The 15,055-nt window shown below is 37.3% G+C and carries 12 protein-coding genes; 2 read left to right on the top strand and 10 right to left on the bottom strand.

Annotation, left to right across the window (positions count from 1 at the left end; genetic code table 11):
- Window positions 1-36 precede the first annotated feature (36 nt).
- The 9 genes from GJU39_RS14380 to ileS all read right to left on the bottom strand — a co-directional run bounded on the left by GJU39_RS14380 (window position 37) and on the right by ileS (window position 11,055).
- Entirely contained in the window at window positions 37-783 is a 747-nt protein-coding gene (locus tag GJU39_RS14380) for an ORF6N domain-containing protein (protein WP_154281580.1), read from the bottom strand.
- Complete coding sequence (locus GJU39_RS14375; RefSeq protein ID WP_154281578.1) at window positions 783-2,870, bottom strand: type IA DNA topoisomerase; 2,088 nt, start codon at window positions 2,868-2,870, stop codon at window positions 783-785. Before GJU39_RS14375 ends, GJU39_RS14380 begins: the two co-directional genes overlap by 1 nt.
- Before the next feature lie 6 nt (window positions 2,871-2,876).
- Window positions 2,877-4,334, bottom strand: a complete 1,458-nt coding sequence (locus GJU39_RS14370) for a DUF3945 domain-containing protein (protein WP_154281576.1) — start codon at window positions 4,332-4,334, stop codon at window positions 2,877-2,879.
- Between the two features lie 100 nt (window positions 4,335-4,434).
- Complete coding sequence (locus GJU39_RS14365; RefSeq protein WP_154281575.1) at window positions 4,435-4,728, bottom strand: helix-turn-helix domain-containing protein; 294 nt, start codon at window positions 4,726-4,728, stop codon at window positions 4,435-4,437.
- Window positions 4,729-4,754: 26 nt separating this feature from the next.
- Complete coding sequence (locus tag GJU39_RS14360; RefSeq protein WP_154281574.1) at window positions 4,755-5,108, bottom strand: helix-turn-helix domain-containing protein; 354 nt, start codon at window positions 5,106-5,108, stop codon at window positions 4,755-4,757.
- A 249-nt stretch (window positions 5,109-5,357) separates the two neighbouring features.
- Window positions 5,358-6,203 carry an RteC domain-containing protein gene (locus GJU39_RS14355; RefSeq protein ID WP_154281573.1) on the bottom strand — a complete coding sequence of 282 codons (846 nt, stop codon included), beginning with the start codon at window positions 6,201-6,203 and terminating at the stop codon, window positions 5,358-5,360.
- Between the two features lie 434 nt (window positions 6,204-6,637).
- Entirely contained in the window at window positions 6,638-7,240 is a 603-nt protein-coding gene (locus GJU39_RS14350; RefSeq protein WP_154281572.1) for a lipoprotein signal peptidase, read from the bottom strand.
- Window positions 7,240-7,623: a TraR/DksA family transcriptional regulator gene (locus GJU39_RS14345; RefSeq protein ID WP_029286865.1), complete on the bottom strand. Its 384-nt coding sequence runs from the start codon at window positions 7,621-7,623 to the stop codon at window positions 7,240-7,242. The genes GJU39_RS14350 and GJU39_RS14345 overlap by 1 nt, the downstream gene beginning before the upstream one ends.
- A 30-nt stretch (window positions 7,624-7,653) precedes the next feature.
- Window positions 7,654-11,055 carry an isoleucine--tRNA ligase gene (gene ileS, locus GJU39_RS14340; RefSeq protein ID WP_154281571.1) on the bottom strand — a complete coding sequence of 1,134 codons (3,402 nt, stop codon included), beginning with the start codon at window positions 11,053-11,055 and terminating at the stop codon, window positions 7,654-7,656.
- A 268-nt stretch (window positions 11,056-11,323) separates the two neighbouring features.
- On the opposite strand from ileS, the gene GJU39_RS14335 reads away from it, so the two are divergent.
- Window positions 11,324-11,593, top strand: coding sequence for an isoleucyl-tRNA synthetase (locus GJU39_RS14335; protein ID WP_154281570.1), 270 nt, complete (start codon window positions 11,324-11,326; stop codon window positions 11,591-11,593).
- Window positions 11,594-11,804: 211 nt separating this feature from the next.
- On the opposite strand, the gene GJU39_RS14330 is transcribed toward GJU39_RS14335, so the two are convergent.
- Window positions 11,805-14,156, bottom strand: a complete 2,352-nt coding sequence (locus tag GJU39_RS14330) for an efflux RND transporter permease subunit (RefSeq protein WP_245227911.1) — start codon at window positions 14,154-14,156, stop codon at window positions 11,805-11,807.
- Between the two features lie 120 nt (window positions 14,157-14,276).
- Here GJU39_RS14330 and recO point away from each other — a divergent pair, with 120 nt between their 5' ends.
- A complete protein-coding gene (recO, locus tag GJU39_RS14325) occupies window positions 14,277-15,002 on the top strand; it encodes a DNA repair protein RecO (protein ID WP_154281569.1) in 726 nt (241 codons plus the stop codon).
- Window positions 15,003-15,055 lie beyond the last annotated feature (53 nt).

The following is a 15,055-nucleotide window of genomic DNA, read 5'->3' as shown; positions in this document are numbered from 1 at the left end:
GGACCTTATTAAATTAACTCGGCTAAGGGGGGCTTTTTAAAGTGGTGAAGAGGGGTCAATTTGAAGCGGTTTATCCAATTGACCGTTATACCTTTGCAAATCTAGCCTTAACTGGTTGCTTATATTCTTGGTGTAGATGATTGCGGTTACATTATCACTGCGTTTTCCAAGTAAGGTCAAAACGCTATCAACCACATAATTATCCAACAGAATAATAGATCTTTTGGCATTTCGAATAATATCCGAAACAAAAGCGTAGGCATCGAAAACTTGTCCATTATAAAAAACGCCTTTTTCACTATGTATTTTGTCGCTTTCCAAAGCCTTAAAAATTTCTTCAAATTTTTGATCGGATTGTAATTGTTTGAGTTCAATCTTATCCAAACGATGAAACAGCGGAGCATTGCTGATAAGCATTTTACGCATTTCTACGAAAGCGTTCATAATTTCAATGCTGACTTTTATGGCAATTTCCGAACGAAGTACAGCAGAAAGCATTGCAATGCCTTGCTCAGTAAAAACATAGGGTAAATAACGTCTTCCACCGTAATTTAAACTTGAGGTTCCAATTTGGAACCTCAAGTTTTCAACTTCCTCTTCGGTCAGTTGAAAGCAAAAAGAAGCAGGAAATCTTTCAGTATTTCTTTTTACGGCTTTGTTGAGGTTCTTTGTTTCCACCTGATAAATCCTTGCCAAGTCACTATCAAGCATAACCTGTTGACTTCTTATGGTATAAATCTGATTTTCAATTTCCTGCCGACTAATGATAGCTTTATTTTCCATTACTTTTTATAATTCTTGTTTTTCTCAAATTCAAAGGAACTTTCGGCTTTAACGTTCAGTACGATGTAGGCATCGAATTTTTTTCCAGCTTTGCTTTTCATCCCTTTAATAAGTGAAGTTTTGCCATTATTCACAAGACATTCAATATCAGTTATGCCAATTTGCACACCACAAACATTGCGGAACTGTACCCAATTACAATTTTCATCCGGACATTTTACAATCTTATCTCTGATAATCAATTGCTGATTTTTACATTTCGGGCAAGTCAAATTAGGTACATTATTTTGTGCAATAGTAGTCTGTAAAAGCTCATCGATAATAGATTTCGCATACGTTTCCATTTCCTTTTGAAAGGCTTCGGCATCAGCTTCGTTGTTTTCGATTTTCTGCAATGACAATTCCCATTCGGCCGTCATTGCCACATCAGCAATTTTTTGGTCTTTGACCAATTCATAAACCTGCAAACCTTTTTCAGTCGGGATTAATGATTTCTTTTCTCTTTGGATATAATTTCGGGTAAACAAGGTTTCAATGATTGATGCCCGTGTTGCCGGTGTACCAATTCCGATATTTTGCAAGGCTTTACGTTCTTCCTCATTTTCAATTTCCTTTCCGGCGGTTTCCATAGCCGATAAAAGTCCGGCTTCGGTGTATAAAACTGGTGGTTTGGTTTTCTTATCTAGTACAATGGCTTCTTTGATTTTGATTTCATCGCCCTTTTTCAATTCGGGCAAATCCTGCAAAGGTTCTGCTTCGTCATCTGCGAAATTTCCTTTTATCAAACGCCAACCTGGTTCAATGATCTTACAGCCTTTTGCCGTAAAATCATAATGAACAGCTTGCAAATTAACATCAGTTATCTCTTTGGTACAAGCTTGTGAAATGGCTTCCAACAGTCGAAAAGCAATCATATTGTAAACTGCATTTTCCTTTGCATTTAGTGCCGATGGGATTTTATCGGTAACCAATAATCCGTGGTGGTCTGTTACTCGCAAATCATTTACAATACGTTTATTGAAACGACCCCATTTCACTTTAGTTATAGATTGCTTGCAATTTTCTCTGTCTTGCAAAGCTCTTACAAGATTGGGGATGTCAGCCCATATATCTTCGGGAATGTATTTGCTTCCTGTACGTGGATACGAGATAAATTTCTTTTCGTAAAGACTTTGCGCAATGTTAAGTGTTTCTTCGGCAGATAGGTTCAGCTTTTTATTGGCTTCTTTTTGTAAACCTGTGAGGTCAAAAAGTAAAGGCGGTTGTTCAGTTACATTTTTTATTTCTACGGATGTAACTGTCGCAGTATTTCCATTTCTTTCGATAGTTCGCAATGTATCTTCTGCCAGCTTTTTGTCATCCCATTTGGTTGTAGAAAGGCTCTTAAAACCAATCATTTCTTTGTGATTCAACAACTGTATCTGCCAATATTTTTTTATCGTGAAATTTTTGTTTTCAAGATAACGTTTGCATATCAAGGCAAGTGTAGGTGTCTGCACCCTTCCGAGTGAATAAATGCCATTTCCCGCAACAATGCTCAATGCTTGTGTAGCATTAATACCTACGAGCCAGTCTGCACGGCTTCTGCCTTGTGCCGACTGGTACAATCCGTCAAATTCTTTTCCGTTTTTTAGATTATCAAAGCCTTTTTTAATGGCTTTTTCTGTAAGTGAGCTGATCCAAAGGCGTTCAAAGGGTTTGTTACATTTAAGGTATTCGTAAATATACCGAAAGATGAGTTCGCCCTCTCGACCTGCATCGGTAGCCACGATAATGCTAACACACCGATTAAATACTTGCTCAATTATTTTCAGTTGCTTCAAAGCTCCTGTATCAGCTACATAACTTTTGTCCTTTTTTACTTTGCGGACGGTTAATAAAAATGGGTTGGGAAGTATCGGAAGCGAGGCTTTCTGAAAACCTGATATTCCGTAATCTTCGGGCATTCCTAATCCAATTAGGTGTCCAAATGCCCACGTAACACAATAACCGTTGCCTGTTAGGTATCCATCCTTTTTTTCGGAAGCACCCAACAAGCCGGCTATTTCTCTTGCTACGCTTGGTTTTTCTGCGATTATTGCTTTCATAATTTACTAAATTTTTCTGCCTTTAGATTTTGCAGGTACTTGTGGTTTTTCCTGTTGCTCTTGCTGTTTTTTATCTTTTGGCGTTTGTTGTTTAGGCTGTAAAGGCTCTTTGATATTCTTGGTCGCCTCATTGGTTTTGCCACCCGAATTAACCGCAGTTTGCGTTTTAGGCGCTTCGGTAGGTTTGGCTTGTTCTTTAAGCTTATCGGGATTTTGGAAAGAAAAATCGGTTTTGTTGGTTTCCTTATTCAAAGTGATATAACCTTGGTATGGCTTACCTTGCTTGTCTGTCAAGCCACTGATATAAATAGTCTGACCAGCTTTGAATTTATCGTATTGCTCGTTATCCAATTCCTTGCCTCTAAAAGTTCTCGGAACTTCCTGCGAATTGTTTTGCGAATTATTTTGTCCGTTCCTTTGCGTTTGCTGATTGGTATTGCCTCTGTCAAAAAGAAATTCAACATAGCGTTTATCTGCATTGAACTGTACCGTTGCCTCAAACTCAGTTCCTTTTTTAGAAATCATTCCCTCTAAATGAAGTGGTTTTCCTTCTATTAAAGTTTGCTTTTGCTCATCATTCAGTTTTACGCCCTTTATTTCATCAGGTATTTTTATGTATTCTGTTTTCAGTGCAATCAATTCATTGGTCAACCTATCCACACTAATAATTGACGGAATAGTTTCGCCTGTTTTGGGATTTTTCAAATCAACTACACGTCCCATATTTCCTGAATCGAGTAAGTTTTTCTTGTCTTCATCTGTAAACTTATGCCCGAAGAATTCAAAATTTAGGTTCGGCTCTTTGCGAATACCGTGAATGGCGACTACTACCTTACCTTCATCATTGTGTTGCAAAGAAAGACGGGCATCCATTCGGGTAACGGCAGTGCCGAGATTTAGGCTTACGGGTACAAGCTCATTGGTTTTAAAACCTTTCAATAAAGTTTCAAGTAGGTTCATTTTTTCAAGGCGTTCTTTGCCCAATCCGAGACTGTTCATTGTTTCCCAATCAATCTGTTCCGGCTTGTAACGGTATTCGTTATTTTCCGGTGCTTTTTGTGTTGTTTCCATATTATTTTGATTTTCTTGTTTATATTCGGGTTCAACTTTTACCTCATCTTTTTTCATTCGATTTTCGCCTTCTGGAGTAGGATGATCGACCTGCTTCTGAAATTCTTTTGCTTTCTCTAAGGCTTTCTCAGCTGGTACTTTGAAGAATGTAAATTTGGTAGGGTCTTTTAGTTGTCTGTAAAAATTTGAGAAGAAATTAGAAATCAAATCACCCTGTTTGTCCACCCGCATAAATTCGCTTTGGTTCTTTTTTGTAGGATTAACAGTTTTCATTTTTCCATTTTTGTCGATGCTTTTTACAGCTTGGATTTTCATTTTTTCTTTATCCAACACCAACAAAATGTCCGATAATTGTTCGGGTTCTTCTTGCTTGTTTGTAGTTTCTTCGATCATAATCTGAAAATTTTAAGATTTCAATGCCGAAAATAAAAGAAGCGCTTAATGCATTGCACTAAATGGCATTCAAAGGCAGTATTTGTCGCTTATTGGCATTTTATTTAGGTGTCGGAGGATTAAAACTCTCTCTTATAAATTGATGAACATCAGACATTTTGTAATACAATTTTCCACTTATGGTATAATAGGGCAGTTTCCCGTTAGAGCGGTAACGTTGCAATGAACGATTGCTGATTTTCAGCATTTGAAGTAAATCCTGATTGTCGAGTAATTCCTCACCATCAATATTATTTCGTTTCTTTTGGAAGTCCTCGATATTATTGCCAAGCATATCAAGTCTGTCCACTAGGCGTTCCATCCACGCCAAAAATTCCATTCTGTCAATATTCATCGGAATATAATTTTAAGGGTTCATATCTATTTTTTATCTGTCTTTAGTTTTCTACCTTTTTCGATATAGCTTTTGCCTCTTGCTATAAGTTCGAGTACATACTCATCATTGCTTTGTACTGCATGGGCATTGAGCATATCCTTAATGGCACCAATAGTGTAAAAATATTGTCCGTAGATTTTTGAATAAGCAATCTCCCCTTTGGTACGCATTCGCCACAAGGTTTTTTCGCTAATGTGTAGGTATTGGCACACCTCGTGGTTGTTTAACCACAGGTCATCATAATTGGTCACTTCCAATCTTTTCAGATATTCAGCGATAGCAGTGATACGACTGTTTAGCTGATCCCACGCTTCTTCTTTAATGGTTATTATTTTCATTGCATAGCTTTTAAAGTTTACTATGCAAAGTTGAAAAGAGTGGCAGAGTTTGTCTGCCAAGCCTTGCCAATTGGTTTGGCGGTTTTTTGAAAATTTTTACAATTGGGAAAAGCCTTGTCTGATAAGGCTTTTAAGGTAGTTTGAATATTTGGTAATGGTGGTTTGCCAGCATTTACCAATTGGCTGATATGGGCAAAAAAAAACAGTGCACGATGATGCACTGCTTTGAAACAAATAACTCAATTATACTTACAGGTCTTTATCCATATACTCTTCAACAGATAATTTGAGCTGATCTAAAAATGAGGTTCTGGAACCAGTTCTAGTTTTCATTCTGTGAAAAGAGTGATGCAGGTCTCCGAGCGGAATACGGAAAAGTATTTGAAACATCAGGCTGATTTTACGGATACCAATTTTTCCGTGGGAAATGACACCAGAAGCATAAAGGGCATATATCAATTCGATTAGGGCATTTTTGCTGTCTGTCCAAAATATATCTTTGGAACTTTCCGGCTTTTGCAATATCACATCGGGACTTTCATGGGGATTAATTTTTGTTAGCAGATAAGTGTAGAGCAGTTCATTGGAGATAATCCTTGCAGTTTTATAATCGAAGAAAGTCGAGAATTCCGGGTCTATTTCAAATACTATGCTGTTAAGCCCATCATGGTAGTTAATATTTCCACGTTTGAAGTAACTATCATCACGGTCTGTCCGTCCTGATCGGTAATATCTATAAAAATCCGAATTGCAGAGGTGTTCAGTATATTCCCGTTTAAGATTTTCCAACTGTCTTGAAAAATAACTGTAATACATTTTACCGTTACTGACAGGGCAAGTGGTTTCAATGCGATATATCTTATTATAATAAATCAACTTACCAAGTATTTGGGGTTTAATAGAACGAAAGAAATGGATTTCTTCCTCATCGTTTTTAAATCCTTCCTCTGTAAGGTATTTCTTAACTGAACCTAAAATATCTTGAAGATACAGAATCATTTCGTAAGCTTCATCAATCAACCTTTTACTTTGTGATAAAATCTTATCTTCTTTATTGTGTATCTCTAAAAGGATGCTGTCTAAAGAATATTTCATAGCTAATAAATTTTGTGATGCTTGCCAAATTTGAAATTTGGTTTACGCCTAATTAATTCACAAAATTTCAAACATTTAATGATAATAATTCCACAGTTGCACCCCAGTGGGGGGAAATTTTTTCTAATGATGAAGGTAATAGAGCCATCAAAATTCCTAAAAACTATAATAGTTAGATCGTGAAAAGCAATTTTAAATCACATAGATTTATTATATTTGCTACTGATTTACAAGGAAATTGAGTGAAAATGAATGCAATGAGCACCATTACTAAATCGTTACTGACAACTACTTCCAACAGTGTAAACCCCTCTATTTAAGCTACTTTTTGTTTTATTGCTTTTTTATGCAAAAAAGCCCATCTTTTTTAAGAAATGGGCTTCGAAATTTTTATAAGTGCTGACTAAAAGATCAGCAGAAAGAAATGTAAGGTTTTAATCTTCTACCATTTCGCTGTTAATACTCACTTCATCCTTTACATCTTCTTTAAAGTAATTTTTTTGGAAAATGAGGATAAGGATCACCCCGACAGAAATTGCAGCGTCTGCGAGGTTAAAAACAGGCCTGAAGAATACAAATTCATCTCCGCCCCAAATTGGGATCCAGCTTGGGAAGTGACCTTCTGCAATCGGGAAATAAAGCATATCCACTACGCGTCCGTGAAACCAGGTTTCATAACCATAAATTTTACCATAAAACACCGAATCGATAATATTCCCCAACGCACCTGAGAAGATCAATGCAACATTCAGGATTAATCCACGGTGATATTTATGCTTAATTAAATAGTGTAGACCATAACCAATGCCTGCAACGGCAGCAATACGAAATAATGATAATGCCAGTTTGCCAAACTCTCCGCCAAACTCCATACCGAAAGCCATTCCATTATTTTCAGTAAAATGGATAATAAACCATTTACCGATAATATTGAACTCCTGACCAAGGTACATGTTGGTTTTGATCCAGGTTTTTAATACCTGATCAGCAAGTAAAACCAAAAATATAACAAGTAAAGGTTTTGTATAGCCCTTCATTAACTTTGTTTTAATTTGGCTTCCATGCTCAAAGTTGCATGAGGAACCGCACGTAAACGTTCTTTCTGAATTAATTTACCAGTTTCACGACAAATACCATAAGTTTTGTTTTCAATACGAACTAAAGCATTTTCAAGATTATCAATAAACTTCTTCTGACGTGCAGCCAATTGATTGATTTGCTCTTTTTCCATTGTTGCAGAACCATCTTCCAAAGTTTTGTAAGCCCCGGAAGTATCTTCCGTACCGTTTGCATTTGGATTACTCAATGATGATGTTAATGCATTTAGTTCTTCTTTTGAACTGCGTAATTTATCTTGAATAAGCTCTTTAAATTCTTGAAGTTCACTGTCTGAGTAGCGTGTTTTGTTACTGTTTTCCATGTTTTTAATTTAGTTTTCTAATATATGGATTTATATTTTAGTTACTGAAATGCTTAACTCAACATCATCAATAGTGATTTTGTTTGCGTTTATTACAGTATCCGTTAATTCTAGTTCATCTGCTAAAATTTCTGCGCAAATGTAGGCCTTGTTTTTAGCAACCGCTGTAGCTATAAGATTATCATTTTGTAAAGTCACCTTAATTCGGTCAGTTACTTCAAAGTTTAATTCCTTCCGTAAATTCTGGATTCTGTTAATCAATTCGCGTGAAAGTCCTTCTTGCTTCAATTCTTCCGAAATGGTAACATCCAATGCCACGGTCAGGTTACCTAAGTTCGTTACCTGCCACCCTGGGATATCCTCAGCAAAAACCTCTACATCATCATTTAAATCGATAACATATTGAGCATCATTGCTTCCAGAAACATTAATATGGCCATCTGTCTCCAAGCGTTGGATATTATCCTGGTCCATTTTCTCTAAAGCTTCTTTCACTATGCTCATATCCTTACCAACTTTTTTACCTAAAGATTTAAAGTTTGGTTTAAGTTTTTTCTTCACGATGCCATGCGTATCGGTGATGAATTCAATGTGCTTCACATTCGTTTCGGAAAGGATGTAATCTGCAACTTTTGAAATTTTCTGTTCAAAATCTCCATTCAACGACGGGATTAAGATTTTCGCTAATGGCTGACGAACATTGATGCTCGATTTTTTTCTCAATGATAAAACCATCGAAGAAATATTTTGAGCGTAAAGCATTCTTTCATTCAAAGCATTATCAATTAAATCCTGGTTTGCTTCATTCCACAAGGTTAAGTGAACGGATTGCTCGGCAGTTTTATCGGTAACAGTTAAATTTCGGTATAACCAATCTGCAAAGAACGGCGCCACAGGACTCATCAGCTGTGCTAAAGTTTCTAAGCAAGTATAAAGCGTTTCGTAAGCGGCACGTTTATCATCTGTCATTTCACCTTTCCAGAAACGGCGGCGACTCAACCTGATGTACCAGTTACTTAAATGTTCATCTACAAAAGCCTGAATTGCACGTGTTGCTTTTGTCGGTTCGTAAGCATTGTAGCTTTCATCAACCTCATTAATCAGATTTTGTAATAATGATAAAATCCAACGGTCTAACTCCGTACGGTCTTCAACTTTACTTAAGTTATTCTTATCGATTTCAAACTTATCAATGTTGGCATATAATGCGAAGAATGCATAAGTATTATAAAGCGTACCAAAAAACTTACGGCGAACCTCGGCAATTCCCTCAATGTCGAACTTTAAGTTATCCCAGGGGTTAGCATTCGAGATCATGTACCAGCGTGTGGCATCAGCACCATATTCTTTGATGGTGGCAAATGGGTCTGCTGCATTGCCCAAACGCTTAGACATTTTCTGTCCGTTTTTATCAAGTACCAATCCGTTTGAAACTACGTTTTTATAAGCTACCTTATCAAAAACAAGCGTAGAGATGGCATGTAAGGTGTAAAACCAACCACGTGTCTGATCTACACCTTCAGCGATGAAATCTGCAGGGAAATCTTCGTTTTTGTCAATCTTTTCCTTGTTTTCAAAAGGATAATGCCATTGTGCATAAGGCATTGAACCGGAGTCAAACCAAACATCAATTAAATCGCTTTCGCGACTCATTGGTTTGCCGGATGGAGAAACCAAGACAATTTCATCTACCACATTTTTATGCAGATCGACAAGGTCATAATTTTCTTCCGACATGTTTCCGATTTCAAATCCTTTAAATGGATTTTCTTTTTGGAAACCTGCTGCTATCGACTTTTCAATGGCATGGTAAAGTTCTTCAACAGAACCAATGAGCACTTCCTCTTTTTTATCTTCAGTTCTCCAGATTGGTAAAGGGATTCCCCAATATCTTGAGCGTGATAAATTCCAGTCGTTAGCATTTTTTAACCAGTTGCCAAAACGACCTTCACCGGTAGATTTTGGTTTCCAGTTAATGGTTTCGTTAAGGTCGAACATGCGGTCTTTAACATCTGTAACCTTAATAAACCAGCTATCTAACGGGTAATACAAAAGTGGCTCATCGGTTCTCCAGCTGTGTGGGTAACTGTGAACGTATTTTTCTACTTTAAAAGCTTTGTTTTCTTCTTTTAATAAGATGGCGATCTCAACGTCAACTGATTTTTCAGGCGCTTCGCCAGCGTTGTAGTATTCATTTTTCACATATTTGCCGGCAAAAGGACCCACATGTTTAGTAAATCTGCCCTGTAAATCTACGAGCGGTACAGGAATTTCATTATCATCTAATACAAGCATCGGCGGAATTTCCGGCACTGCTTCTTTAGCGACTTTAGCATCATCTGCCCCGAAAGTTGGGGCCGTATGTACAATTCCGGTACCATCTTCTGTCGTAACAAAATCTCCCAAAATTACCCTGAAAGCATTTTCAGGGTTTTGGTAGGGCAATGCGTAAGTTAGAAGCTGTTCGTATCTGATTCCAACCAACTCGGTTCCTTTACATTCTGCCAGGATTTGATAAGGTATTTTCTTATCACCAGCTTTAAAACCGGTAAAATCTTCTGCTTCATTGCTTTCAAAGAAAACCTTGCTGAATTGTTTTCCAACCAGGCTTTTCGCTAAAATTACGTTAGTTGGAAGGAAGGTGTACTGGTTAAAAGTTTTTACTAAAACGTAATCAATTTTCGGTCCAACGGTTAAGGCCGTGTTAGATGGTAAAGTCCACGGAGTAGTGGTCCATGCCATCAGGTAGATATCGCCGAAACCCTGTAAAAAATCGGGTAGTGTATCAGGCAGAGCCTTAAACTGTGCAATAATTGTGGTATCCGTTACATCGCGGTATGCACCAGGCTGATTTACTTCATGAGAACTTAATCCGGTTCCTGCCTTTGGAGAATAAGGCTGGATAGTATAACCTTTATAGATTAAGCCCTTATCGTAGATTTGTTTCAAAAGCCACCATACCGATTCCATGTATTTAGACTTGTAGGTAATATACGGATCATCCATATCTACCCAATAGCCCATTTGTTCAGTTAAATCGTTCCACACATCGGTGTAGCGCATTACTGTTTTTTTACAAGCTTCGTTATAGTCTTCTATTGAAATGGTTTTACCAATATCCTCTTTGGTAATGCCTAATTCTTTTTCAGTTCCAAGCTCTACAGGGAGGCCATGAGTATCCCACCCCGCTTTTCTTTTTACCTGATAACCTTTAATTGTTTTGTAGCGACAAAAAATATCTTTAATGGCACGAGACATTACGTGGTGAATCCCCGGCATGCCATTTGCAGACGGTGGCCCCTCGTAAAAAGTAAACGGATTAGATTTTGGACGGGAAGAAATACTTTTCTCAAAGATGTTTTCCTTTTTCCAAAAATCCAGTATTTCCTGCCCTATTTTGGCAAGTTCTAATTGTTTAAATTCGCTATACATCAATCAAGTACCTCAAAAAATTAAGGATGCAAAGTTAAAATTTTTCGCTCAAATTCGGTAGTTTACATGTAAATACTTTTGATTTGAAATTAATTAATACGGGTTGAACGTTTATGACATTAGCCATAGTTGGCTTGCCCATCTTTGTTTTAGCAGCTGCTGCAGATCGTAACTTAGTGATCTATGGGTTTTATTTATGCGGCATGTTAGAACTTCTGGGAATTGTTTGTGTTTTAATTCATATTATTACTATAAAAAATAAGCCTCGATGATAAAATTATTGAAATTACAGAAAGCCGTTTTGGTTCTTATTGGTGGCGTAATCGCTTACATTTTGTATTTAGTTTTAGATGCTTCTGAGGTAGAAGGAGCCAGATACTTGCAGATTTTAGCCGGAATACTCGTAATGGTTGGCGCTTTGTGGATGTTATATCCTATACTCTTTGCAAAAAAAGATCATGATGGAAATGCAGAAATTATTACCGATCCTACGGTAGAAGTTCCGGTAGATGAGGAAGAAAAGCCAGCGGCCGAATAGGTATTAGCCTAGTTAACTTGTATCGCCCCGGGGTTTAAAGGGGTTACATAATCCAGAATAAATCCGGGAAATAACCGGGTGGGTAAACCCCCGGCTAACTGTTGAAATTGTCAATTAGGTATTAATTATAGCCTTTTGGTAGCTATGGGTTTAACCCATAGCTAATTGGTCTTTGGAAAGGTTCTAAGACAATCAAATACAGCCTAACCATTTAGTGATCAAATTCCCCGGCATTTCGTGCCGATTCATCATCAGAAACAAAATTTCTTACTTTCTTTTTATCTAGCCATAGCACCAGGGCAGGCAATAGGGTTAAGTTAAAAATTAGTGCTACAAACAGCGTAATAGAGAGCAATAGTCCTAAAATTACCGTTCCGCCGAAAGTTGATGCGGTGAAAATCCCAAAACCAAAAAATAAGATTAAGGCAATATGTGTCATACTTACCCCCGTTTCTGTGATCGTATCGGTTACTACTTTTGGAACGGAAAAATTTGTCAGATTTAATTCTTGCTGATAACGTGTGAGGAAATAGATCGTTTGATCTGAAGCCAGGCCGAAAGCAATGGTAAAAATTAAAATCGTTGAAGGTTTTAATGAAATATCGAAGTAGCCCATGATTCCGGCAGTAATGATAAGCGGAACTATATTAGGCAGGAGGGAGATGAACATAATGCCCAGGCTTTTAAATTGAGCAAGGCGTAAAAGTGAAATCAGGATAATGGCCAGACCAATGCTTTCGAACAGGTGTTTGAGCATATAATCCGTTCCTTTAGAAAAGATTACGCTTGAACCGGTAAGTTCCACATCAAACTTCGCAGGAGGTAAAATACTGTCGATGCGTGGTTTCAATTCTGCCATAATTGCATCCAGGCGTTTTGAGCCAACATCTGCCATTTGAAAACTGATCCTGGTGCTTTGATTTCCCTTACTTACAAAGTTGGTTAGCAAACTCGCATTGCCTTTTCCTCCACTCGCAATGTAGGTAAGAATAAAGTTCTTTTCCATATTATCCGGCAGGCGGAAGAAGGTAGAATCATTATTATAAAAAGCCTGAGTGGCATATTTCAAACCCATATTAACCGAAATCGGGCGTGAAAACTCTGGATAAGCCGAAATCATTTTTTCCAGTTTCTCTATTCTTTTAAGATTGGTAAGGTTAAAAACGCCATTCTTTTTCCTGGTATCAACACTAACTTCTAAAGGTAAAATGCCTTCAAAATTTTTCTCGAAGAATTTGAGATCCGTTAAGATACCAGAGTTTTTAGGAAGATCATCAACTACGTAACCGTTCACATTAATTTTCATTACACCAATAACGGCAACGATGGAAATTACAATCGTGCCGACATAAATCAAACTGCTTTTCTGCTGAACCAGGTGATCTGTTTTTACCAATAATCTGTGTAAGAAACCTTCTTCCACATGGGTTTGTGCTTTCAGTTTTGGAGCTGGTAAATAGCTGAAAATAATCGGAATTAAACAAAGGCACATCAGCCAGGTAATCATTACATTAATAGAAGCGACACTGCCAAACTGCATCAATAACTCACTTCCGGTAAAATATAATACCCCGAAACCGATCGCTGCCGTAATGTTTGCAATTAGTGTGGTAACTGCAATCCTTTCAATAGTGATGCTTAAAGCTCGTTGTTTGTCGCCATGTTTTCTCAGTTCGTTCTGGTATTTATTTAGTAATAAAATACTGTTCGGGATTCCGATAATTACAATCAGTGGTGGAATTAACCCAGTCAAAATGGTTAGTTCGAATCCGAATAAAACTAACGTGCCAATGCTCCAGATCACCCCCATAATCACGACCAGGATCGGGAAGAAGACTGCATAAAATTTTCGGAAGAAAAACAAGAGGATTAATGCCGAAACGAGAATCGATAAACCCAAAAACAATACAAATTCATTGCTTACGAGCTTGCTTACCGCAGTGCGGATATAAGGCAAACCAGAAATATGAACCTGAATATTAGTTTTTTGCTGGAAGGCTTTTGCTTTTTCTTCAATCTGTTTTAAAATAGGATTACGCGCAGCTGAGTTTAAAATTCTGGTATCGAAAGTAATAGCCATTAAGGTGGCGTTTTGCTTGTTGTAAACCAATCCTTCGAAGAATGGCGTGTTATAAAGTGTGTTTTTTATCGAATCCATTTCTGCATCCGTTTTTATCAAGCCACCAGGAATTGCTTTCAGGGTAAATTTTTGTGCAACAGTGTCTTTTTGCAGTTGAAATATCCTGCCGGAAGACAGTACTTGCTTTATGCCTCTTAGTTTTTGAATGTCGTTAGAAAGCTGTACCCATTGATTGTAAATCTCCTTTCTAAAAATATCAGGCGATTGGATGCCGACCACCATTACGCTGCCATCTTCTCCGAAAGTTTTCTTAAAAGCATTATATTTTACGAATGCGCTATCCGTAACCGGTAAAATTTTACTGCCTGTATACGAAAGCTTTACATGTTTGGCCTGATAAGCCATGAAAACTGTTCCCAATACAAAAAAAGCAATAATGGCAATACGGTTCTGAAGAATAAACCTCGATAGCTTTACCCACATGTGTTGTCTGGTTTAATTTAATGATATCGACAAAACTAATCTTATTTATAAATCGGAATAACTTTTGGCGCAATTAAATTTGCGCAAATAGTATACTTTTGAAGAAAACGTTTCTGTAGGATGTTGCATAAGGTAAAAGGCATTGTTTTAAAAACCACAAATTATAGCGAAACCAGCGTAATTGTTCAGGTGCTTACCGATAAATTTGGGATGCAGTCATATCTGATCAACGGCGTTAAAAAGCCAAAGGCGAAGATTAAAATGAATATGCTTCAGTCACTGCATTTACTGGATATGGTGGTTTATCATAAAGCAAATACCAATATCCAGCGGGTTTCTGAGTTGAGGCAAACACCGGTTTTCAAAACCATTCCATATGATATCGTTAAGACCAGCATTGTCATCTTCCTTAATGAAGTGCTTTATAAGAGTATCAGGCAGCAAGCTGCTGATGAAAGCCTGTTCGATTATATTTTCAATTCGATAGCCTGGTTTGATGAGGTGGAAGAAATTAATCCAAATTTTCATTTGTCATTTTTATTGAAACTAACGCGTTTTCTGGGCTTTTCTCCAAATGAGAAAAAACGAAGTGATCAGGTTTATTTCGATTTGCAGGAAGGAGAGTTTGTGTCTCGGGTGCCCATTCATTCGAATTATCTTCAATTGGAAGATTCACTTAGCTTTATTTCACTTTTTAATACCCCTCTTGAAAAAATTTCTGAAATAAAAATGAGTAATGCACGGAGAAGGTTTCTTTTAGATAAGATATTGGTTTTCTATACCTTACATACGGCGTCGTTCGGGGAAGTGCAATCACATAAAATACTGGAAACATTATTAAGGTGAAAAAAAATAAAAAAGATTTGCGAAACAAGATTATAGCGCTATATTTGCATTCC

Origin of the sequence: Pedobacter petrophilus (assembly GCF_009674725.1) — a bacterium.
Classification (GTDB): Bacteria; Bacteroidota; Bacteroidia; order Sphingobacteriales; family Sphingobacteriaceae; genus Pedobacter; species Pedobacter petrophilus.
This window is presented reverse-complemented; position numbering and strand designations above follow the sequence as displayed.

Coding starts and splice junctions, on each gene's coding strand:
- GJU39_RS14350 (WP_154281572.1), bottom strand. CDS start 7,240: ATGAAGGGCTATACAAAACCTTTACTTGTTATATTTTTGGTTTTACTT.
- GJU39_RS14380 (WP_154281580.1), bottom strand. CDS start 783: ATGGAAAATAAAGCTATCATTAGTCGGCAGGAAATTGAAAATCAGATT.
- GJU39_RS14360 (WP_154281574.1), bottom strand. CDS start 5,108: ATGAAAATAATAACCATTAAAGAAGAAGCGTGGGATCAGCTAAACAGT.
- GJU39_RS14365 (WP_154281575.1), bottom strand. CDS start 4,728: ATGAATATTGACAGAATGGAATTTTTGGCGTGGATGGAACGCCTAGTG.
- GJU39_RS14375 (WP_154281578.1), bottom strand. CDS start 2,870: ATGAAAGCAATAATCGCAGAAAAACCAAGCGTAGCAAGAGAAATAGCC.
- recO (WP_154281569.1), top strand. CDS start 14,277: ATGTTGCATAAGGTAAAAGGCATTGTTTTAAAAACCACAAATTATAGC.
- ileS (WP_154281571.1), bottom strand. CDS start 11,055: ATGTATAGCGAATTTAAACAATTAGAACTTGCCAAAATAGGGCAGGAA.
- GJU39_RS14370 (WP_154281576.1), bottom strand. CDS start 4,334: ATGATCGAAGAAACTACAAACAAGCAAGAAGAACCCGAACAATTATCG.
- GJU39_RS14335 (WP_154281570.1), top strand. CDS start 11,324: ATGATAAAATTATTGAAATTACAGAAAGCCGTTTTGGTTCTTATTGGT.
- GJU39_RS14345 (WP_029286865.1), bottom strand. CDS start 7,623: ATGGAAAACAGTAACAAAACACGCTACTCAGACAGTGAACTTCAAGAA.
- GJU39_RS14330 (WP_245227911.1), bottom strand. CDS start 14,156: ATGTGGGTAAAGCTATCGAGGTTTATTCTTCAGAACCGTATTGCCATT.
- GJU39_RS14355 (WP_154281573.1), bottom strand. CDS start 6,203: ATGAAATATTCTTTAGACAGCATCCTTTTAGAGATACACAATAAAGAA.